The sequence below is a fragment of the Nakamurella sp. genome (genome assembly GCF_048594475.1).
In the GTDB taxonomy this organism is placed as follows: Bacteria; Actinomycetota; Actinomycetes; order Mycobacteriales; family Nakamurellaceae; genus Nakamurella.
Genome location: NZ_JBMDXT010000082.1, coordinates 1 through 19,894, shown reverse-complemented (window position 1 = coordinate 19,894; position 19,894 = coordinate 1). Strand labels below are relative to the sequence as shown.

16 protein-coding genes are annotated in these 19,894 nt (G+C 72.2%); 11 read left to right on the top strand and 5 right to left on the bottom strand.

The genetic code is table 11. The annotated features are described in order from the left end of the window. Window positions 1-112 precede the first annotated feature (112 nt). On the bottom strand, window positions 113-3,235 hold the full coding sequence (locus ACOJUF_RS04245; protein WP_420120622.1) for a DUF3427 domain-containing protein: 3,123 nt from the start codon (window positions 3,233-3,235) through the stop codon (window positions 113-115). Between the two features lie 412 nt (window positions 3,236-3,647). Beyond that, window positions 3,648-4,676 carry an alpha/beta fold hydrolase gene (locus ACOJUF_RS04240; RefSeq protein WP_420120621.1) on the bottom strand — a complete coding sequence of 343 codons (1,029 nt, stop codon included), beginning with the start codon at window positions 4,674-4,676 and terminating at the stop codon, window positions 3,648-3,650. A 102-nt stretch (window positions 4,677-4,778) separates the two neighbouring features. Here ACOJUF_RS04240 and ACOJUF_RS04235 point away from each other — a divergent pair, with 102 nt between their 5' ends. Continuing rightward, window positions 4,779-5,441, top strand: coding sequence for a class I SAM-dependent methyltransferase (locus ACOJUF_RS04235; protein WP_420120620.1), 663 nt, complete (start codon window positions 4,779-4,781; stop codon window positions 5,439-5,441). A gap of 47 nt (window positions 5,442-5,488) precedes the next feature. On the opposite strand, the gene ACOJUF_RS04230 is transcribed toward ACOJUF_RS04235, so the two are convergent. Next, window positions 5,489-6,160, bottom strand: a complete 672-nt coding sequence (locus ACOJUF_RS04230; RefSeq protein WP_420120619.1) for a TetR/AcrR family transcriptional regulator — start codon at window positions 6,158-6,160, stop codon at window positions 5,489-5,491. Window positions 6,161-6,235: 75 nt separating this feature from the next. Between ACOJUF_RS04230 and ACOJUF_RS04225 the strand changes: the two genes are divergently transcribed. The 10 genes from ACOJUF_RS04225 (at window position 6,236) to ACOJUF_RS04180 (ending at window position 17,648) form a co-directional block, all read left to right on the top strand. Next, complete coding sequence (locus tag ACOJUF_RS04225; protein WP_420120618.1) at window positions 6,236-6,679, top strand: DUF1905 domain-containing protein; 444 nt, start codon at window positions 6,236-6,238, stop codon at window positions 6,677-6,679. A 103-nt stretch (window positions 6,680-6,782) separates the two neighbouring features. After that, window positions 6,783-7,301 carry an EXLDI protein gene (locus ACOJUF_RS04220; RefSeq protein WP_420120617.1) on the top strand — a complete coding sequence of 173 codons (519 nt, stop codon included), beginning with the start codon at window positions 6,783-6,785 and terminating at the stop codon, window positions 7,299-7,301. A 90-nt stretch (window positions 7,302-7,391) separates the two neighbouring features. Then, a complete protein-coding gene (locus tag ACOJUF_RS04215; RefSeq protein WP_420120616.1) occupies window positions 7,392-8,405 on the top strand; it encodes an ABC transporter ATP-binding protein in 1,014 nt (337 codons plus the stop codon). Continuing rightward, window positions 8,402-9,205: an ABC transporter permease gene (locus tag ACOJUF_RS04210; protein ID WP_420120615.1), complete on the top strand. Its 804-nt coding sequence runs from the start codon at window positions 8,402-8,404 to the stop codon at window positions 9,203-9,205. Before ACOJUF_RS04215 ends, ACOJUF_RS04210 begins: the two co-directional genes overlap by 4 nt. Window positions 9,206-9,315: 110 nt before the next feature. Continuing rightward, entirely contained in the window at window positions 9,316-10,941 is a 1,626-nt protein-coding gene (locus ACOJUF_RS04205; protein ID WP_420120614.1) for a phosphatase PAP2 family protein, read from the top strand. A gap of 65 nt (window positions 10,942-11,006) precedes the next feature. Beyond that, window positions 11,007-12,275, top strand: a complete 1,269-nt coding sequence (locus ACOJUF_RS04200) for a flavin monoamine oxidase family protein (protein ID WP_420120613.1) — start codon at window positions 11,007-11,009, stop codon at window positions 12,273-12,275. Between the two features lie 280 nt (window positions 12,276-12,555). Continuing rightward, a complete protein-coding gene (locus ACOJUF_RS04195; RefSeq protein WP_420120612.1) occupies window positions 12,556-12,975 on the top strand; it encodes a PEP-utilizing enzyme in 420 nt (139 codons plus the stop codon). 61 nt (window positions 12,976-13,036) lie between these two features. Next, on the top strand, window positions 13,037-14,470 hold the full coding sequence (locus ACOJUF_RS04190) for a hypothetical protein (RefSeq protein WP_420120611.1): 1,434 nt from the start codon (window positions 13,037-13,039) through the stop codon (window positions 14,468-14,470). Between the two features lie 92 nt (window positions 14,471-14,562). Continuing rightward, window positions 14,563-15,168: a hypothetical protein gene (locus ACOJUF_RS04185; protein ID WP_420120610.1), complete on the top strand. Its 606-nt coding sequence runs from the start codon at window positions 14,563-14,565 to the stop codon at window positions 15,166-15,168. Next, window positions 15,165-17,648, top strand: a complete 2,484-nt coding sequence (locus tag ACOJUF_RS04180; protein WP_420120609.1) for a pyruvate, phosphate dikinase — start codon at window positions 15,165-15,167, stop codon at window positions 17,646-17,648. The genes ACOJUF_RS04185 and ACOJUF_RS04180 overlap by 4 nt, the downstream gene beginning before the upstream one ends. A gap of 330 nt (window positions 17,649-17,978) precedes the next feature. Here ACOJUF_RS04180 and ACOJUF_RS04175 read toward each other — a convergent pair whose 3' ends face one another. Next, a complete protein-coding gene (locus ACOJUF_RS04175) occupies window positions 17,979-18,950 on the bottom strand; it encodes a vWA domain-containing protein (RefSeq protein WP_420120608.1) in 972 nt (323 codons plus the stop codon). Window positions 18,951-18,974: 24 nt separating this feature from the next. Then, entirely contained in the window at window positions 18,975-19,871 is an 897-nt protein-coding gene (locus ACOJUF_RS04170; protein ID WP_420120631.1) for an AAA family ATPase, read from the bottom strand. Between the last annotated feature and the right edge of the window lie 23 nt (window positions 19,872-19,894).

The following is a 19,894-nucleotide window of genomic DNA, read 5'->3' as shown; positions in this document are numbered from 1 at the left end:
ACCCGCTCCCCAAAACGCTGTGGAACCATCGTGCAGAGAGACGGGACAGAGCGCCATTCCGCCGACCCGGCCGGAACGATTCGGGACTAGAAGCAAATTCATCACGCCTGCATCACCCGGTCGTCACCGAGGCGACCGTGAACAGATCCACCGGCATGGCCTCGTCCAGTTTCCAGACGATAGCGATCGGCCGGTCGCCACTGTGGCTGACGTAGTGGGCGGTCCCCAAGAACGTGTAGGGCACCGGCCCGAGGGCATCGGCTTTCCTATCGCGCACGAAAAGCAGGATGGACGAGCCCCTCTGCTCGTGATGCAGATATCGCTGCCCGGTGGGCGAATCGACCGAGGTGGTGGACTGTGATTCCCAGTGGAACAGCGTCGGGCTGATCGCGTAGTCCTGGTACATGGTGGTCGGCGAGTAATCGGCGTCGGACTTCTTGAGCGTGATGAGGAACGCGTCCAGATTGAGCTCGTCCGACCGGAGCACACCTTCACGGAAGTAGGACGGTGGCCGCGCCTGGCTGGCCCGGCCGAGCGCGGAGAGGATCTCTTCCCGCTGGTAGCGAGCGTGCACCCGTAGGCCGGCCGCAGTGAGCTGCGACGATGGCGCGACTGTCAGGTGTCGCGACGCGTCGAACGCCAGATCGATGACGGCGCGCATGTCGTCGCGAGCGGACGTCTCTCCGCGCAGCGTCCGCAGCCCCTCGTCGTAGCTGCCGAAGTCGCCCGAAGGCCAGAGCGAGTACAGCAGCATGCGGGCAAACCCGCGTTCGATCGGGCTCAGATCGTCGTAGGACGGTCCGTCGTCGGCGAGCAGTCGGGTATAGGCGCGGACTCGGTCCGGGTCGTCGACATGCGACAACGAGCGGACCCGACGCAGCAATGCCGCCTCGGCCGGTCCAGCCTCGGTCACCGGTAGCCCCGCGTCCCGCCGCAAACGGCTCCAGCTGCGATCAGCCCGGATCACGTCGGCGAGTTCGACGCCGGCGCCGCCGAGGAAGTCGGCCAGCCCGACGTCACCAGCGCCCTTGAGCTCGGCCACGATGGATGACCACCGGTTGGTCAGCTGACCCCGGATGTTCTCCAGAACGAGCTGCTGCGTCTGCTCATCGAGCACAATCTGGCAACCCGAGGGCAGGAATGGAAACCCAGTCTGGATTTGCCGCTCTAACTCGCGACGGTTGCCACCGATCAATGCCCGGTACCGGACGTCAAACCGGAACTCCCGGCGGTGATGACCGACGAAGTCCAGCACGGTGAGCACCGGTTTGTCCGGTGTCCGCCGAAGTCCGCGGCCAAGCTGTTGCAGGAAGACGGTCGCACTTTCGGTCGGCCGCAGGAAGAGGACGGTGTCCACGTCGGGCAGGTCGACACCTTCGTTGAACACATCGACGGTGAAGACCACGTTGATGCTCCGCTCACGCAGGTTGCGCAGCGCCGTCGCCCGTTCGTCCGCCCGGGTCTCACCGGTGACGCAGGCAGCCGGGATCCCGGATCGGACGAAGACCCGGGTCATGTAGTCGGCGTGGGCCACTGAGACACAGAAGCCGAGAGCCCGCATCCGTCCGGGATCGGCAATCTTGTCGCGGATCTGGAGCAGGACGAGGCGGGCACGGGCGTCGTTGCCGGTGAACACGTTCGACAGCGCCTGCGGGTCGTACCGACCGCGCGACCACTGGATGCCGCGCAGGTCGGTGCCGTCGGAGATACCGAAATAGTGGAAGGGGCAGAGCAGATCGTCGGCGAGGGCATCCCACAGCCGCAGTTCGGCGGCGGTCCGGCCGTCGAAGAAGGAACGCACATCGACGCCGTCGGCTCGCTCCGGGGTCGCGGTCAGGCCCAGCAACTCGGCCGGGTGCAGATGGTCGAGGATCGCCCGGTACGTCGAGGCTTCGGCATGGTGGAACTCGTCGATCACGACGATGTCGAACGCGTCGGGCGGGATGGTGGTCACCCCGTACGAATGGAGGGATTGCACGGAGGCGAACACGTGCCGCCACCGCTCGGGTCGCGTCCCACCGACATAGAGTTCACCGAACGAGTGATCGCCCAGTACTTCTCGGTACATCCTCACCGATTGGTCGAGGATCTCCGAACGGTGCGCGACGAACAGCAAGGTGGGTCGGCTCGCTTCGACACAGAGCCGCCGGTAGTCCAGCGCAGCGACTACCGTCTTGCCCGTGCCGGTCGCAGCGACGACCAGGTTCCGGTGCCGGCCATGCGTCTCTCGTTCGACCTGCAGGGAGTCCAGCATCACCTGCTGGTGCGGAAAGGCACGAACCTCCAACCCGGAGAGCGCGATCGTGGTGTCTGAGCTGCGGGCGCCCGACGCCTGGGCCAGCGCGTCGTCGAGCCGGTCCCGATCGCGCTCCGGGTCGTACGACTCGAAACTGGCGTCGTTCCAGTAACCGTCGAAAGTCGCCGCGAACTTGTCCATCAGCGCCGGCGTCGCGACCCGAGAGAGCCGGACGTTCCATTCGACCCCGTCGAGCAACGCCGCCCGGGACAGGTTGGACGAGCCGACGTAGGCGGTGTCGAACTCGGTCCGCCGTCGGAACAGCCACGCCTTGGCGTGCAGTCGGGTGCGGACCGCGTCGTACTGGATCTTGACCTGCGCACCGAAGTCCGAGACGAGCCGATCCAGCGCGATCCGTTGGGTGGCGCCCATGTAGGTGGTGGTCACCACCCGCAGCGGGACACCCCGCCGACGCAGATCACGGAACCCACTGTCCAGCAGGCGTAGCCCGTGCCACTTGACGAATGCGCAGAGTAGATCCACCCGGTCCGCGGTCGCCAGCTCAGCGCGGAGCTCCGCACCGAGCGACGGCTCGCCGTGCGCATTAGTCAACAGCGCCGCGTCGGACAGCGGGGTGCGTGGCCGGGAGGTCGACCTCTGGTCCCGACCCGGCCCACCCGTTGCGGTGAGCGACCACAGCTGCTGCGGATCCTCATCCGAGCCGTCTTCGATTGCGCCGAGGTCGTCCAGAATCCGATTGACGAGCTCGACCCGGCGCTCGGTGGATCGCTCGCCGGCGAGGACGCGTTGAACAGCGTCATGGACGTGTCGGGCCAACACTGCCGGTTGATCGGCCGGGTCGATGGCCGCAATCTCGGGCACCAGGAGAGGCTGCGCCGCCAACCGGTCACGCAGGCGCCTGGTGACCAGACTCTCGTAGAGCCCCTCCGATAGTTCACCGACCGGTTCTGCTGGCGACACGCAAGACCCACCCCCCATGCACTCCCCGGAGACCGATCCTCGCACTGCCCAGCGTTGTTCGCATCCGTTCGGTTTGTCCGGCGTGCGGCCGGCGAAGTCGGCCAGCGGGAATGAGTGAGCGGGTGCGGCCAGCTTCGGCGTCGCAGCATCCGGCAGGCCGACGGATCTTCATCAGGTGGCGCGGCGAGGTGAGGTCGTCCGCCTACGCGGACTGAACCGGCATTGCGCACATCCGCGCCCCGATGCGCAACGACGGTTCAGCGGACCGACCGGCCCGGCCGAGGGAGGATCGCCGGGTCGACGTCACCGGATGGCCGAAGAGCCGGAGATCGTTGAACGCGCCGAGGTTCGCTCGGTGGTCCGGCGCGGGGCAGCAATCGGCCTGGCTGGCCCGGGCGCATCCGGCGGCGGGATCAGCCGCAGCGCGGCCTCAACCGCCCACCGCACCCAGCGCGGCGGCCGCCGCAGCCCGGGACCGGACGCCCAGCTTGGTCCGGGCGTTCGCGATGTGCCGGTGCACCGTGTGCGGGCTGAGCGTGAGCCGCTCCGCGATCTGCGTATCGGTCAGTCCCTGGGCGACGAGGGCCAGGATCTCCCGTTCCCGTCCCGTGACGGCAACCGGCTCGGGCCGGGTCGGCGACCGATGGCCCAACCCGCGCAGCATCGCATCGGCCACCGAGGTCGCGTCACCGCGCCACGGGAAGTGGTCGACGCCGTCGAGCGGAACGAAGCCGGCTCCCCGGATGCGCCGGGCCACGTCGGCGCCCAGGGCGCAGGGCACGGCGCGGTCGCCGCGCCGGTGGATGACGTGGGTCGACACCCGCACCCGGGGCAGGTACCCGGTCACGTCGGTGCGATAGGTCGCCGCCAGGGACCGGACCGCCTGCTCGGGACGGGCGGATCGGCGCTGGAACCGGGCGAAGTCCGCACGCTCCGCGTCCGACGCGCCAGGCACGAAAAGATCAGCCAGCAAGCGTGATCCGAGCCCCCAGTGACGGCTCACGACGTCCAGCAGTGCGTCCCGCGCGGCCGCGGTCGCGAGCTCGGCGCCCCGGGCGAACGACCCGTACAGCACCAACCGCTCGACCCGTCCCGGCCGCCTCACCGCGAACGCGGCGGCGGCGGCCGCCCCCGACGAGGCACCGATCAGGCTGAACCGGTCCACGCCGAGGGCGTCGACGACCGCGCCCAGCAGCGCGACCTCCTCCTCGACCGTGGCCGGCGGGTCCCCGCCGTCGGAGGCGCCGGTGCCGGGTGGGTCGAACCGGATGATCGAGTGGCGGGCGGCCAACGGGGCCAGGAATTGCCGGAACCGCGGGTCCTGCCAGTTCAGCTCCAGGTTGGCGCACCACCAGCCACCGAGGACGACCGGGGGTCCGGCACCGACCACCGCGTAGGCCACGTGGTGGCCACCGGCCCGCACGAAGCGGACCGCCTGATCGTCTTCTCTACCCGGCACGGTGCCCTCCGCCCGCAGCCTACGTCGACCCGGCGGGACGGGACCGTCAAGATGGCCCGAATCGGCCATGCCCCCGGGCGGGTGGTCGCGGACCATCGAGGCATGCAGCAGCAGGTGACGTGGGGCGGGCGGTCCTTCGCGTTCTGGTACCCCGGAATGATGGCGCGGATCGACCGGAGGGGTCAGTCGGCCTTGCGCCGCGAGCAATTGGCCGCGGCCGGCGGCCGGGTGTTGGAGATCGGGGCCGGCAGCGGGCTGTCCCTCCCCCACTATCCCGCCGACCTCGACGAGCTGGTCCTGCTCGAGCCGAACCCGGCTTTCCATCAGGCCCTTGCGCCGGCCGCCGCGCGGCTTCCCTTTCCCACTCGGGTCATCGCCGCCGATGCGCACGACCTGCCCTTCGAGGACGGCAGTTTCGACACGGTCACGGCGTCGCTGGTGTTCTGCTCGGTCGACGACCCGGCCGGGATGCTCGCAGAGGTCCATCGCGTCCTCGCCCCCGGCGGCCGCTTCCTGTTCCACGAGCACGTGCGCGGCGGCCCGGTCCGGGGACCGGTCCAGGACCTGCTGACCCCGCTGCAGCGGCGGCTGGCCGACGGGTGCCGGCCCAACCGGGACTTCGTGGCGACGCTCGCCGGCTCCCCGCTGCACCTGGTGACGATCCATCACCGGCGAATGCCCACCCGTATACCGACACTCGTGCCACTTGTCCTGGGCGCGGCCGAGCGACGTCCCGAACCGCCGGCCTCCGCCACCAGCCGCTGAGCGATGCCGACGGACGCCGCACCGACCGGATCGGTCTCCGGACGCCCTCAGGGGCGCCGGGAGACCGCCCGCCGCCGGGATGCGGCCGACGGCGCGTAGATCGCCAGGAACGCGTCGACACCCGCGCTCGCCCGGGCGTCGATCGCCGCCACGCTCTCGGGCGGCCGGTCCGACGGACGGAACAGCGCCCGGTCCAGGCCCGCGCCCACCGCCAGGAAGGCCAGGTGCTCGGCCGCGCGGGCCGCGTCGTCGATCTCCAGCCGGCCCACCGCATCCAGCCGGGCGAGGGTCTGGGCCAGCACGCCCATCATGCGCTCGGGAGCGCGGCGGTAGTACTCGTCGGCGAACTCGGGGAACCGGTCGACCTCACCGATCAGCAGCCGGCGAAGGCGGATCACCGGCCCGGTCAGGATGGTGCGGGCCAGACCGACCACGGCGTCCCGCAACTCCGGTTCCACGTCGGTGACGTCCGCGAGACTCGCCGCGGTCCGCGCCGAAAAGCCCTCCGCCGTCTCGATCGCCTGGCCGATCACGGCGCGAAACAGGCGTTCCTTGTCCCCGAAGACGTTGTAGACGGTCTTCTTGGACACGCGGGCCCGCTCGGCCACGCCGTCCAGACTCGCACCCAGGTAGCCGTGCTCGGCGAACTGGGCCAGGGCCGCGTCCAGGATGACCGACCGGGAGCGCTCGACCCGCGGATCGATGCGTTCGCCGGTCACCGTCGACCTCCCCGTGGAAACTGTTCGGTGTAATACTACCCTGCCGAGTGAAAGAGTTCGGGAGAGGGGACATCGATGGTCAGTTTCCGCACCACCCTGGCGGCGACCGGTGGCAACAACGTCGGCATCGAGGTGCCTCCGGAGATCGTCGAGAGCTTCGGACGGGGCAAACGTGTCCCGGTCGTGGTGACGATCGACGGCGGCTTCACCTACCGCACCACGGTCGGCTCGATGGGCGGGCGCCTTCTGATTTCTTTCAACGCCGAGGTGCGCGCCGCCACCGGGCGGGGCGCCGGCGACGAGGTCGACGTCGCTCTGGAACTCGACGACGCCCCGCGGACGGTCGAGGTGCCGCCGGCCCTGGCGGACGCGCTGGCCACCGATCCGGGCGCCGCCCGCGCCTGGGCCGGCCTGTCGGCCAGCAAGCAGCGGGCCCACGCCCTGTCCGTCGCCGGGGCCAAGACCGACGCGACCCGGGACCGCCGGGTGCAGAAGGTGCTCGACGAGCTGCACGGCTGAGCCCGACCGCCCCGCGTCGTCCACCTGGACGGGTCGGCACTCGCCTCGGTCTTGCTATACGTATTCGTATACGTATACTGGTCGTGGAGGTTACGATGCCGTGGTGCCGAACAAGACGATCTACGTGTCGGACGCCGACCTTGCGCTGTTCCAGCGCGCGCAGGAGATCGTCGGCGGCAACCTCTCGGCCGCGATCGTCCGGGCGTTGCGCCGGATGGTCGAAGCGGAGGACGCGCTGCAGGACGGCTTCGACGAGATCACCGTGTCGGTCGGCGCCGGAAAGGGCCGCCGGCAGAGGTTCTTCGGCGTCCTGCTGGCCGAGTGGGCCAGGTCCACCAAGGACCGGGTCGAACAGTTCCACGTCTACCGCAGCCGGACGGGCAAGTACGTCCTGCATACCGAGCGGTCGGCCGAGGCGCACTGGAGCGCGGGGGCCGACGGCACCGCCACCGGATTGCGCAAGTACTTCAGCAGCAACCAGCAGTGGGGCACCACGCCACCGATCGCCACGCTGGACATCCTGGACACGCTCGATGACCTGCGTGCGCGGGTGCCCGACGAGTTGTTCGACCTGGTGTCGATCGCCGACGAGCAACCGTCCGTCGAGGATCTCGACATCTGACCGACACCCCGACGGCCGACCACATCGCCGTCCGCCCCGGTGCCGCTCATCCCCCGACCCACCCCCGTGCCCGACCAGGGAGGCTCCGCCATGCCCGAACAACGATGGGCCATCGAGATCCGCGGCCTGACAAAGTCATTCGCGACCACACCGGTGCTGCGTGGCATCGACCTGACCGTGGCGCCCGGCACCGTCTGCGCCCTGCTCGGACCGAACGGCGCCGGCAAAACCACCGTCGTCACCATCCTGTCGACCCTGCTGGACGCGGACGGCGGCACCGCCCGGGTCGCCGGGTTCGACGTCCGCACCGACGGCGCCCGGGTCCGGTCCGCCATCGGCGTCACCGGCCAGTTCTCGGCCGTGGACACCCTGCTGACCGGATACGAGAACCTTCGGCTGATGGCCGACCTGCGGCGCCTGGGGCGGGTCGAGGGGCGCCGCCGGATCGACGAGCTGCTGGCCCTGTTCGACCTGACGGACGCCGCGGCCACCCCGGCGGGAACCTACTCCGGCGGCATGAAGCGCAAGCTGGACCTGGCCATGACCCTGGTGGGTCGCCCGCAGGTGCTCTTCCTCGACGAGCCGACCACCGGGCTCGACCCGCGCAGCCGCCGTGACCTGTGGTCGGTGGTGCGCGACCTCGTGGAGGACGGGGTCAGCATCCTGCTCACCACCCAGTACCTGGACGAGGCGGATCGGCTCGCGCACCGGGTCGCCGTGCTCGACGGCGGCCGGATCGTCGCCGACGACGAACCGGCGCGGCTTAAGCAGCAGGTCCCGGGCGGCCGCATCGATCTGCACTTCACCGGACCGGCGCGGGCCGAGGAGGCGCGCCGGGCCCTGGCCGGCGTCTGGCCCGCAGCGGCTACCGGGACATCCACCGACGGAGCCGGTCTGAGCCTCGACCTGCCCGCCGGCGGTGGCGTCTCGGCGCTGCGCGCGCTGCTGGATCGGCTCGACGACCGGGCCGTCCCGGTCGACCGCATCGAGGTGACCGCCCCCGATCTCGACGACGTGTTCTTCGCCCTCACCGCCACCCCGACCGGGACGACCTCCGCCCCCGCGCATCCGCTCTCGCGTCCCACCGGAAAGGCCCGACCATGACCACTCTCGCCCACCCGATCGGGGACTCGGCGATCATGTTCCGCCGCAGCCTGGTCCGCATGCGTCGCTACCCCAGCATGACCGTCATGCTCATCGGCTTCCCGTTGATGTTCCTGCTGCTGTTCGTCTACGTCTTCGGGGGCACCCTCGGTGCCGGCCTGCCCGGTACCGCCGGAACCGGCTCTCGGGCCGACTATCTCGCCTACGTGACCCCGGCGATCGTGCTGATGGCGGCCGCGTCCGCGGCGCAGGGCACGGCCATCTCCGTGGCCATGGACCGCACCGCGGGCATCGTCTCCCGGTTCCGCACGATGCCGATCTCGGCGTCCAGCATCCTCGGCGGGCACGTCCTGGGCAGCCTGGTGCAGTCGATGCTCGGCATGGGTGTCCTGCTGCTGCTGTCCGTCGCCCTGGGCTTCCGGCCGGGCGCCGACGTCGCCCAGTGGCTGGTGCTGATCGGGCTGCTCGTTCTCATCGCGCTGGCGCTGACCTGGCTCACCATCGCGCTGGGTCTGGTCTCCCGCAGCGTCGAAACGGCCAGCAACACACCGATGTTCCTGATGATCCTGCCCTTCCTCAGCAGCGGGTTCGTGCCCACGGCGTCGATGCCGGCCGGTCTGGCCTGGTTCGCCGATCATCAGCCGTTCACGCCGATGATCGAGGCGCTTCGCGGCCTGCTCGCCGGTGTCTGGGACGGGGGCACCCTGGCCCTGGCGGCCGGCTGGTGCGGGTTGATCATGGTCGTCGGGTTCGTCTGGGCGCGGAACCTGTTTCGCCGGCCGGCCCCCCTGGCGGGCTGAGCACCGCGCCCCCGGCGCCCGGCCGGCGCGGACGGGACTTCACACCGACCGATCCGCGCCCGACGTAGCATCGCCGACGCCGCACCGGGCGGCACCGGAATGGGGTCGGGATGCGTCGGGTTCGCGGGCGGGCGGCGCGGCGCCGGGTCCCGGCCGCCGCGCTGGCCGTCGCGGTGGCCGTAGCCGTCGCCCCGGTCGGGCCGGTCTCCGCGGCGGCGCCGGATCGTCCCGACCGGCCCGATCTGGTCAAGACGCTGGCCGGGTTCGACGACCTGTGGAGCCCCGACCCGGCCCGGCCGTTCCAGGGAACCGTGACCGACGCCGCGGTCCTGCGCCGCAACGACGAGCTGGCGGTCTGGATCAACCGGCACGCCACCCCGGCCCAGCAGTTCACCGCCCTGCAAGATTCCGCCTACGGCAGGTCACCGGCCGGGTACGACCAGTCGATCACCATCGCCACGGGCCTCGGTTCGGTCCTTGGACCGCTGTACGTGTCGGGCCGGCAGTCCGGCGCGCTGCCCCTCACCAGCGCGCTGCTCAACAGCGCCGACGGCAGCGCGGGCGCGTTCCAGGTGGTCGGCGCGGCCAAGGTCGCGTTCGCCTACCCTCGACCCTTCCTGCCCACCGATCCGTCCACTCCCGTGACACCCGGCGACAACCCGACGTGCGCCCCGGCGGGACCGAACGCCTCGGCGCTGACCGGCGAGCGGGTGGGACGCTCCTACGCCGACGCGAACGGCAACCTGGCGATCGTCCGGGTCGCGCCCACCGTGGACGACACGCACCGCTTCACCGACCAGGACGTGACGTTGGACGCCGGCTACGGGAGCCCGGATCTGTGCACCGCCGGGTCGTTCCCGAGCGGTCACGCCCTGTACGCGTTCGAGGTGGGCGTCACCCTCGCCACCCTGCTGCCCGAGCTCGGCCCGGAGATCCTGGCCCGCGCCTCCGAGAATGCCAACGACCGCGTGGTTCTCGGCGTGCACTACCCGCTGGACGTGATGGCGGGCCGGATGGGGGCGCAGGAGGCGATGGCCGCCCTCTGGTCCGACGAGCAGTTCCGCACCACGGTCCTCGAACCGGCCCGGACGGAACTGGTGGGTTACCTGCAGAGCCGGTGCGGGGACACGCTCGCCACCTGCATCGCCGCGCAGGCGGCCTACCGGGCCGACCCTTACGGCGGTGCGGTCATGCCCGGCGGCACGGCCCAGGTGGTCTCCGATCGCGCGTCGGCCGTGGCCGTGGCCGGGGAGCGGTTGGACTACCGGTTGCCGCCGGCCGGTCCGGCCGACCTGGCGCCGGCCGTCCCCGACGGGGCCGAGAACCTCTTGCTCACGACGTTTCCGACCCTGACGGAGGCGCAGCGACGCGCCGTCCTGGCCCAGACCGGGGCGGCGTCCGGTGCGCCGCTGGACCTCTCGGCCGCCGGGCGCGGCTCCTGGCAGCGGATCGACCTGGCCGCCGCGATGAGTGCCGCGGTCCGGCTCGATCCGGCGGGAGGGGTGACCGTCACCGCGGTCGGCGGTCCGGCCTCGGTCCGGACGGCGGCCGGCTCCGGGCCGGCGGCATCCGCGCCCCGGTCGGACGCACCGGAGTCGGCCGCGGCCGGCCCGGCCGAGGCGGCGGCGCCGGCCGGATTTTCCGCCGCGCTGGGCTGGTCGGTGGTCGGGCTGGTCGTGTTGCTCGGTGGGCTGGCTGTGGTGATCCTCGTGCGGCGGCGGCGGCCGACCCGCTGAGCGGGCGCCGAGCCGGTACCGTGCCATCCATCTGGCAGCGTGGTCGAGGGAAGGGAAGGTTCGTCGTGTCCGACCCGGACGTGATCGTCGTCGGCGCGGGTCTGGCCGGCCTGACCGCCGCTCGGGACCTCACCGCGGCCGGGCTGGACGTGCTCACGCTGGAAGCCCGCGACCGGGTCGGCGGCCGGGCCTGGACCGATCCGAAGGCCCTTGACGGCACCGGGTTCGAGCTGGGCGGCATGTTCGTGGATCCGGCCCACCAGGCCATCGTCGGTGAACTCGACCGGTACGGGCTCCATCTCGATCCGCTGCCGTTTCCCACGTCGGTGTCCTGGTTGACCGGGGGCGAACTGCGGCGGGGCGGGCTGCCGGTGCCGCCGGATGAGCTGCCGCAGTTGGAGATCGCCGTCCGGGCCTGGCAGGACGCCGCGGCGACGGCGGCCGCCGGCGGGTTCGTGCCCGGGTCGGTCGCCGACTTCTTCGCCGCCCGGGTGCACGGTCCCCATACCCTCGACCTGCTGCGCGCGTACTTCGACACCGAGGTCTCCGGGGCCTGGGCGTCGGCGTCGATGCACGCCATGGCCGAGGATCTCGCCGGTGGCGGTGGGTCGGTGACCCGGTGGACCGTCGCGGCGATGCTCGCACCGACCGTGCGGGGCGGGGTCGGCACCCTGACCGCCGCCCTGTACGCGGAGGCGGGCCCGGTCCGGCTCGACAGCCCCGTCAGGGCGCTGGCCGACGACGGCGCCGGCGTGACGGTTCGCCTCGACGAGTCCGTCCACCGCGCCCGCGCGGTCGTCCTGGCGACGCCGCTGAACACCTGGCGGGACCTCGCCGTCGCCCCGGCCTGGCCACCGGCCGCGGCCGCGCTCGTCGCCCGCGGCCATCGCGGCGCGGGCGCCAAACTCGGGGTCCTGGCCCGCGGTGACATTCCCGACGTCGCCTTCTGCGGCCTGCCCGCGATCTCGGTGCTCAAGACGATCCGCCGGTTGCCCGACGGTTCGGTCAGCCTGGTCGTCTTCGGCCCGCGGCCGGCGGCGATCGACCCGCACGATCGGGGCGCGGTGGCCGACCTGATCCGGCCGGTGGTCCCGGACATCGAGGTGCTCGCCGCGGCGATGCACGACTGGGCCGCCGACCCCTGGTCGCGGGGAACCTGGCTCGCGCACGACGCGGCGACCACGGCGGCCGAGATCGACGCGGTGGCCGTGCCGCACGGGCGGATCGTGCCCGCCGGTGCCGATGTCACCCGGGTGGGCGCGTCCTACCTGGACGGTGCGGTGTCCAGCGGGCGCGAGGCCGCCCGGCTCGCGATGGGCCTGCTCGGCTCCTGATCCGGCGACCGTTCACCCGACCGGGTCACCGTCACCGGTCGCGCCGGCCCGCCGGTCGACGCTGCGAACCCCCAGGTGGGACGGTGCCGGACCGTTATCCGGTCCGGACAAGGCCCTGGGCTAGTTTTGTCTGATCGGACCATCGGCCCTGCCCGAGCCGCGCGGCACTGTGACGTCGGCAACACCGGCGACGAGTCGGGCTGGAGGATGGGAACCGGGTCGGCTCCTCCACCGGTACGCGGGCGGTGCCGGTCCCCGAAAGGTTCAAGGAGGAACGTTCATGGCCGAGGTGCTCGCCGAGGGATTCAACGTGTTCGACACCGCCAAGTCGCCCACCGGGACGGTGAAGTACCTGGGGTCGCCGGCGGACGTGATCACCCTGATCCAGTCGGGCAAGCTGGCCGAGCACATTCTGCTCGTCCGCGGCGGGACCACCACCTTCCTGGCCCCCGCCCTGAGCATGGGGGCCATCGGCGTGATCACCATGTCCGGCGCTCCGGAATCGCACCTGGGCATCCTGTCCCGCGAGTTCCAGACCCCCTGCGTGATGACCGCGCACCTGACCGGCAGCGACTCGCGGTACGTCGTCGGCAACACCGACGAGGCCCACTTCGAGGAGATCGCCAAGGAACTGGACGGCCGGCGGGTGCGCCTGGACTGCTCCGACCACGAGGTCGGCCGGGTGATCGCCGAGAACTGAACCGGACCGACGACCCCGCGGCCGATCCCCACCTGAGCCCGAACAAGGAGCGAACGAGTCAATGACGACCATGGAGAGCAAGCGCGCGACGTTCCGGCAGCGGTACGACCAGGCCGACGACGGCCTGCGCTTCCAGGATCTGACCTACACCGGCAACTTCGTCGGGATGGAGCCCGTCACCGACGGCATCAAGGGTGACAAGATGCTCCGCGAGCGGGCGAAGAGTTCGGTGCTGGAGCGGGTCTCGAAGGAGGACGTGCTGCGTGACCAGTTCACCATCGACGAGCTGAACGACCTCAACAACTACCTGGCCTGGAACATCTGGGACGTGCTGGTCATGCGGGCCACCGAGGGCGTCAGCGGCATGATCCCCCGGCAGGAGTACGAGATCCTGGCCTTCATGCACGAGTTCTATCGGTGGCCGGAGATCCTGCGCATGACCACGGACGAGGTCGGCGGCGCCCAGGGCATTCTGGACATCGGCGCCACGGCCCGCCGGGAGATCGGCACCAAGGTCAACGCCGTTCACGACTGGTGCATCGGAGCGGTCGGTTTCGGCATGGGGCGGTGCGGTCTGCTGGCCCTGGAGGCGATCGGCCCGGACGACTACATCGAGGAGTCCAACGAGATCCTCAAGTTCATGCAGCGCATCCTGTGGGGCAAGCGCCAGGACGGCTACATCCTCAATTCCCAGGACCGCTACCGCTGCCGGATCCACGAGGACGACTTCCTGGCGACCCTCACCGCCCAGGTGGAGCCGCTGGAGGCGGGCAGCGCCAAGCACGGCGCGTTCACCCAGTTCAACGCCGCGGCCGAGTTGCTCTCCTTCCTCGACCACTACGACTGCCGGCTCGGGTTGGGCGACACCGGCCCGTACGAGCTGCCCGACGGCAACCTGCTGATCCTGCGGGACCTGTTCGTGAACGAGGAGGTGTTCCACTGGAGCGACGTGTGCGACGACGCCGGTCTGCCGCACGCCTACACGTTGGCCATCGTCATCGACCCCGAGAAGATGTCGCTCGCCGAGATCCGGGTCAACGACATCTCCACCACCTTCACCCGGCCCAAGAACTACATCGACGCGATCGTGGGCGGCGCGGTGTTCTCCCGGGAGAAGTGGAACACCCCGATGGGGCAGGTGGAGCACATCGCGATCGACGACCTGGCCGACCATCTGGAGCGCGTCCGGACGGCGACCCTCAAGCTGTACAGCAAGACCGCGCGGATGTGCCGGCGTGACCTGATCTGGAACGGCCAGTACGTCTACTACGTGGACATGATCCTGCCGCACATGCGGCTGGCCGGGACCTACGAGAAGGCCTGCCGCGACTACGACCTCTGGGAGATCGACCAGCGGGTGGCCAATTACTACTACGACATCACCAAGCGCGGGTTCGCGCAGGAGACGGTGCCCAGCAAGATCTTCTCCGGGGCCGGGTACCTGCCGTTCTCGGAAAACGCCGACCGGCGCCGCTCGAAGTACCGCTGGCTCTGACCACCGGCCGGGGCACCGCCCCCGCCACCGTCCGACACCCTTTCGGGGGCGGCGCGCCCGCGCCGCCCCCGTTCGTCCGTGAGGAATCGATGATGGATCCGACCGGCTACGACGTGCTCAACGTGGTCGCGCTGAAGAAGATGGCCACCGCCGCGTCCGTCGCCCACACGCTGGGTCTGGACGTCGGCACGGCCCAGGACGCATTGCGGGCCCTGGCCGACCGGAACCTGGTGGTCGTCGCCGGCGGCGCCGCCCTGCCCACGGACGCCGCCGGACCCGCCCTGGCCGCCGCGGCCGCGGCGCGGTACGCCGCGTTGCGCGACGATCCCGCCGTGCTGGGTCAGGTGGAGCGCTTCGAGACGGTCAACGCCCAGTTCCTGACGACGATCTCGGCCTGGCAGCAGGTCGACGTCGGCGGTCGCAAGGTCGCCAACGACCACACCGACGCCGAGTACGACGACAAGATCATCGGCCGGATGGACAAGCTGGTCGCCCGGCTGGACCCGCTGATCGATACCCTCGCCGGGCACGACGGCCGGTTCGCCGGCTACGCCACCCGGTTCGCCGCCGCCATGGGTGAGGTCGACGCCGGCCGGCCCGAGTACGTCTCGTCGCCGACCCTGGACTCCGTGCACACGGTCTGGTTCGAGTTCCACGAGGACTTGCTGCGCGCGCTGGGCCGGGACCGCGCCGAATGACGACGACCACCCTGTCCGGCGCGACGTCGACGTTCGCCCGGGCCGACCCGGCCGACGTCGACCGGTGGGGCGGCAAGGGCGCCGGCCTGGCCCGGATGTCGCAGCAGGGCCTGCGGGTCCCGCCCGGCTACATCATCGGCACCCCGGCCTGCCGGTCGTACCTGACCGACAAGCGACTGCCGGCCGACCTGGTCGACGAGATCGGCGGGCGCCTGGGCGAGCTGGAGGTGGCCGCCGGAAAGACCTTCGGCGGTGGTCCGGTGCCCCTGCTGCTGTCCGTGCGCTCCGGCGCACCGATCTCCATGCCCGGAATGATGGACACCGTCCTGAACCTGGGGCTGTGCCGGGAATCGGCCGCCGCCCTCGGCCGCGCCACGGGCGACAGCCACTTCGTGGCCGACGTGGTCGCCCGCTTCCACGCGATGTATGCCGAGACCGTTCTCGGCGCCCTCGATCCCGGAGCCGGGGTGGCCGAGCTGGTCGCCGCCGTCCGGGGCGACGAGGACCCGGCCGCGGTGTACGACCGGGTGTGGGCGGCCTGCGCGCAGGCCCTCGCCGACGACACCGGTGACCGCGTCCCGGCGGACCCGCGCGATCAGCTGCTCGGCGCGGTGGAGGCGGTCTTCCGCTCGTGGAACACCCGGCGGGCCCGCACCTACCGCGACTTCCACGGTATCCCTCACGATCTCGGCACCGCCGTCGTCGTCCAGTCCATGGTGTTCGGGAACCTGTCCGACGACTCCGGTTCCGGCGTGGTCTTCACCCGCAACCCGGTCACCGGCGAGCCCGGGATCTTCGGCGAGTACCTGGCCCACAGCCAGGGGGAGGACGTCGTCGCCGGACTGCGGACCCCGGACCCGGTCACCGCAGCCCTCGCCCCCGCCGTGCTGGAGGAGTTGCGGACGACCTGCGCGGCGCTGGAACGGGCCCAGGGTGACGTGCTCGACATCGAGTTCACCGTCGAGCGATCCACGCTGTTCCTGCTCCAGGTGCGGTCGGCCAAGCGGACACCCGAGGCAGCCGTGCGGATCGCCGCCGACCTGGCCGCCGACGGAACCGCCGCACCGGGCGTGGCCCTGCGCGGGGTGTCCGCGGGCCAGGTGCGGCAGGTGCAGCGGCCCGTGTTCGACCCGGCCGAGGTGGCGGCCGCCCGGGCGGGTGGACGGCTGCTGACGACCGGGATCGGCGCCTGCCCCGGGCAGGTCAGCGGCGCGCTGGTGCTCGACCCGGACCGGGCCGCGGCGCTGGCCGACGAGCGCGGTGCGGTGGTGCTGGCCCGGTCGGTGACCAGCCCGGCCGATCTGCACGGCATGATCGCCGCCCGCGGGATCGTCACCGCCACCGGTGGTTCCACGAGCCACGCCGCGGTGGTGGCCCGGGCGCTGGGCACCTGCTGCGTGGTCGGTGCCGGCGAGCTGCGGATCGATCCGGGCGCCCGCACGCTGCGGGTGGGCGACACCCTGCTGGCCGAGGGCGATCCGGTGTCGCTGGACGGGTCGACCGGCGAGCTCTTCGCCGGCTCCTTCGCCACCGCCACCCCGGCGGCCGCGACCGGCGCGCTGCGGCGGCTGCTCGACCTCGCCGCGGCGGCCAGCGGGTGCGAGGTGCTGTCCCGGGTGACCCGGCCGGCCGACGTCGCCGCCGCTCGGGAGTCGGGCGCCGCCGGACTGGTCACCGCGATCGACGACGTGCTCGCCGCGACCGGCCATCTCGACGGGCTGGTCGCACACCTGCTGGAGGCGCCCGCGGCGGGCGCCGACGGTTTCGAGCGGTTCACCGACCTGATCGCCCAGGAACTGACCCCGCTGCTGGCGGCCGCCGGTGACCTGGAGATCGGGGTCCGGGCAATCGACCTGGTCGCCGACGAGTCCCGCGAGCTGCTGCAGCAGACGGCCGTCACCACCCGCCATCCCGAGCTCGCCGTGCCGCTCGGCCGGCTGGGCCTGCTCGAGGCCCAGGTGGCCGGCCTGGCCCGGGCCCGGGCGGCCGCCGGCGGCGGTGCGCGGGTCCACCTGGCGGTGCGGCACGTGTCCGACCCGGCCGAGGCCCGGTTGGTGCGGGACACCGCCGCCGGGTCCGGGATCGCGGTCGGCGCCTACCTCACCAGCCCGCGGGGGGTGCTGACGATCGAGGAGATCGCGGCAGCGTCCGAGGTGATCTGGCTGGAGGTCCGCGCGCTGCAGGCGGCGATGTTCGGCCTGCCACCGCGGCTCCTGCTGACGTCCGAACCGTTGGACGACTACCTGCGCCGGGGGCTGCTGTCGATCGATCCCCGGCGCCGGCTCGACCCGTCGGGCGGGGGTCTGCTGCGCCGCGCGGCCGGCGTCGCCGGATCCGCCCGGATCGGCGTCCGGCTGGCCGGCGAGGTCGCCGAGGACACCGTCGCCCAGCTGTGGACGCTGGGCTTTCGCCGGTTCGCGATCTCGACACCCGAGACCCGGCCGCTGATCGTCGCCCTCGGCCGGGCCGCGGGCCGCTGACGGCCTGGCCCGCTGACGGCCTGGGTCGCTGGCGGCCTGGGTCGCTGGCGGAATGGGTCGCTGACGGTCTGGGTCGCGGGTGGCCGGGTCGCCGGACCTCGGCGCCGGGCGCGGCCCGGGATCTGCCGCCGGGCCCGGCCGGCGGCCGGGCGCGGCCCGGAGCTGCCGCGCGGACGATCTGGTTGACGGGCGCCCCATCCGTCACATCGGCGGCGGTTTCGTCCGCGCCGGCCGAGATGATCCGCGCGGGCGGGGTGGGTGGGCCGAACCGCCGGGCGGGGTGGTTGGGTCGAACCGGCGGGCGGGGCCGAACCGGTCGGGTGGGGTGGGTCAGTCGGTGAAGGCCCGCTGCAGGGCGGGGGCGACGTCGCGGTAGGTGCGGATGCGCGCGAGCCGGCCCCGGCCGGCGCCGGCCAGCTCGCGGCCGAGATCGAGGTCCTTCTCGCCGGACTCGTCCAGCAGCACGTCGAGGCGGGGCAGCCGGCCGGCGACCGGGCGGGGGTCGGGTCCGGCGTTGTGCACGCAGTCGGACAGCAGCACGACGCGGGCGTCGCGGGCCGGGATCCGGGCCAGCTGCCGGCCGGCGAGCTGCAGCGGGAAGGCCACGTTGGTCAACCCGCGGGCGGGCAGCGCCAGCAGCTGATCGAGCAGGGCCAGCGGGTGCACGGGCGCGCCGAGCGGGACCAGCAGGGCCGCGTCCGACCAGAAGGCGATGACGGCCAGGTCGTCGCGATGCAGGGCGCCGGCCAGCGCGGCGACGGTCGCGGCGGCGGTCCGCACCCGTTCCCCGCGCATCGACCCGGAGACGTCGACGGCCAGCACCACCGACCGCTTGGTGCGGACCCGGTCGCGGACCACGATGTCCTCGGCCTCGGGCACCGGCCGTTCGGCCAGCACCTCGAGCGTCCGGTCCAGGTCGATGTCGTCCGAACCCCCGCGATAGGGCAGGCTGGCCAGCGTCCCCGAGCCGCGCCGCACCGGCCCGCTGCGCGGGGGCCGGGGCAGGGCCAGCCGCTGCGCGATCTGCCGGGCGCGCTCGCGGACCTGCGCCTCGTGCGGGCCCCGGTCCGTGGCGGCCGGAGCGGCGAGCAGTTCGGCCGGCTCGGCCGTGACGCCCGGGGCCGACCCGCCCGGGCCGGCCGGGGCCGGGCGCGCTCCGGGACCGCCGGACCGTTCCAGCACCACACCCGCTCCCCCGCCACCGGCCGGCACGTACAGCGACGGATCGGCGTCGAGCGTCTTCGGCTTGCGCCGCAACGGCCGGCGGGTGGCGCGGGCGGGCCGGTCGGTGGGCCGGCGCACCGGCCCGTCCGCGTCGACCGCTCTTCAACCGGGACGGTCGGTGCCCGCCAGCAGGAACCGGTCCTGGAAGATCTCGGTCAGCACCTGCTCCGGGGTGGTCTCGGCGGCCTCGTCGAGATGGATGCGGCCGGACAGGGCCACGATCATCGCGTCCAGCACGGCCGCCGGGTACCGATCGTCGTCGCCCGCGGCGATGCCCCGCAGGGCCGCCAGCTCGGCGGCGACCAGCACCGTGTCAATCGCTCCGCGCACGCTGCTGCCCTGCCGCACGTCCGGATGGCGCCGGGTGGCCCGGGTGACCGCCACGCCGTCCGGGATCAGCCGGCCGGCCAGACCGGCGGGCAGGTCGGGCGCCCGCAGGGCCACGACCTGCTGCTCGGCGGCCTCGTCCTGGTAGTCGATCGCCAGCCGGCAGAGCCGGTCGTGCACGCTCGTGGACAGCCGGGTGGTGCCGACGTTGTCGAACGGGTTCATCGAGGCGATCACCCGGAAGGTGGCCGCCGCATCGATGGTGCCGACCCGCGGGACGGCGATCGACCGGTCGGCGATCGCGGTGAGCAGCGTGTTCAGGGTGTCCTCGGGCGCCCGGTTGAACTCCTCGATGTAGAGGAAGCCGCCCTCCTGCATCGCCTGGACCAGCGGGCCGGGCACGAACGTGTCGGCGCTGTAGTCCTCACGCAGCACCCGGGCAGGGTTGTGATGGCCGACGAGCTTGGCCGGGGTCAGATCGGCGTTGCCCTCGACGAACAGCAACGGGATGCCCCACTGACCGGTGATCGCCTTGAGCATCGTCGTCTTGCTGGTGCCCGGCGGACCCTCCAGGACCAGGTCGCGGCCGGCCGCGACGGCGGCCAGGACCAGGTCGAGTTCCCGCTCCCGGCCGACGATCCGGGTCGCGATCCGATCGCGGACCGAGCGCAGGGCCGGCCCGCCGGCCCGCTTCG

Bases quoted from the DNA above. Each gene is read 5' to 3' on its own strand.
- ACOJUF_RS04245 (WP_420120622.1), bottom strand. From the start codon at position 3,235: ATGGGGGGTGGGTCTTGCGTGTCGCCAGCAGAACCGGTCGGTGAACTA.
- ACOJUF_RS04235 (WP_420120620.1), top strand. From the start codon at position 4,779: ATGCAGCAGCAGGTGACGTGGGGCGGGCGGTCCTTCGCGTTCTGGTAC.
- ACOJUF_RS04225 (WP_420120618.1), top strand. From the start codon at position 6,236: ATGGTCAGTTTCCGCACCACCCTGGCGGCGACCGGTGGCAACAACGTC.
- ACOJUF_RS04215 (WP_420120616.1), top strand. From the start codon at position 7,392: ATGCCCGAACAACGATGGGCCATCGAGATCCGCGGCCTGACAAAGTCA.
- ACOJUF_RS04210 (WP_420120615.1), top strand. From the start codon at position 8,402: ATGACCACTCTCGCCCACCCGATCGGGGACTCGGCGATCATGTTCCGC.
- ACOJUF_RS04205 (WP_420120614.1), top strand. From the start codon at position 9,316: ATGCGTCGGGTTCGCGGGCGGGCGGCGCGGCGCCGGGTCCCGGCCGCC.
- ACOJUF_RS04195 (WP_420120612.1), top strand. From the start codon at position 12,556: ATGGCCGAGGTGCTCGCCGAGGGATTCAACGTGTTCGACACCGCCAAG.
- ACOJUF_RS04190 (WP_420120611.1), top strand. From the start codon at position 13,037: ATGACGACCATGGAGAGCAAGCGCGCGACGTTCCGGCAGCGGTACGAC.
- ACOJUF_RS04185 (WP_420120610.1), top strand. From the start codon at position 14,563: ATGGATCCGACCGGCTACGACGTGCTCAACGTGGTCGCGCTGAAGAAG.
- ACOJUF_RS04180 (WP_420120609.1), top strand. From the start codon at position 15,165: ATGACGACGACCACCCTGTCCGGCGCGACGTCGACGTTCGCCCGGGCC.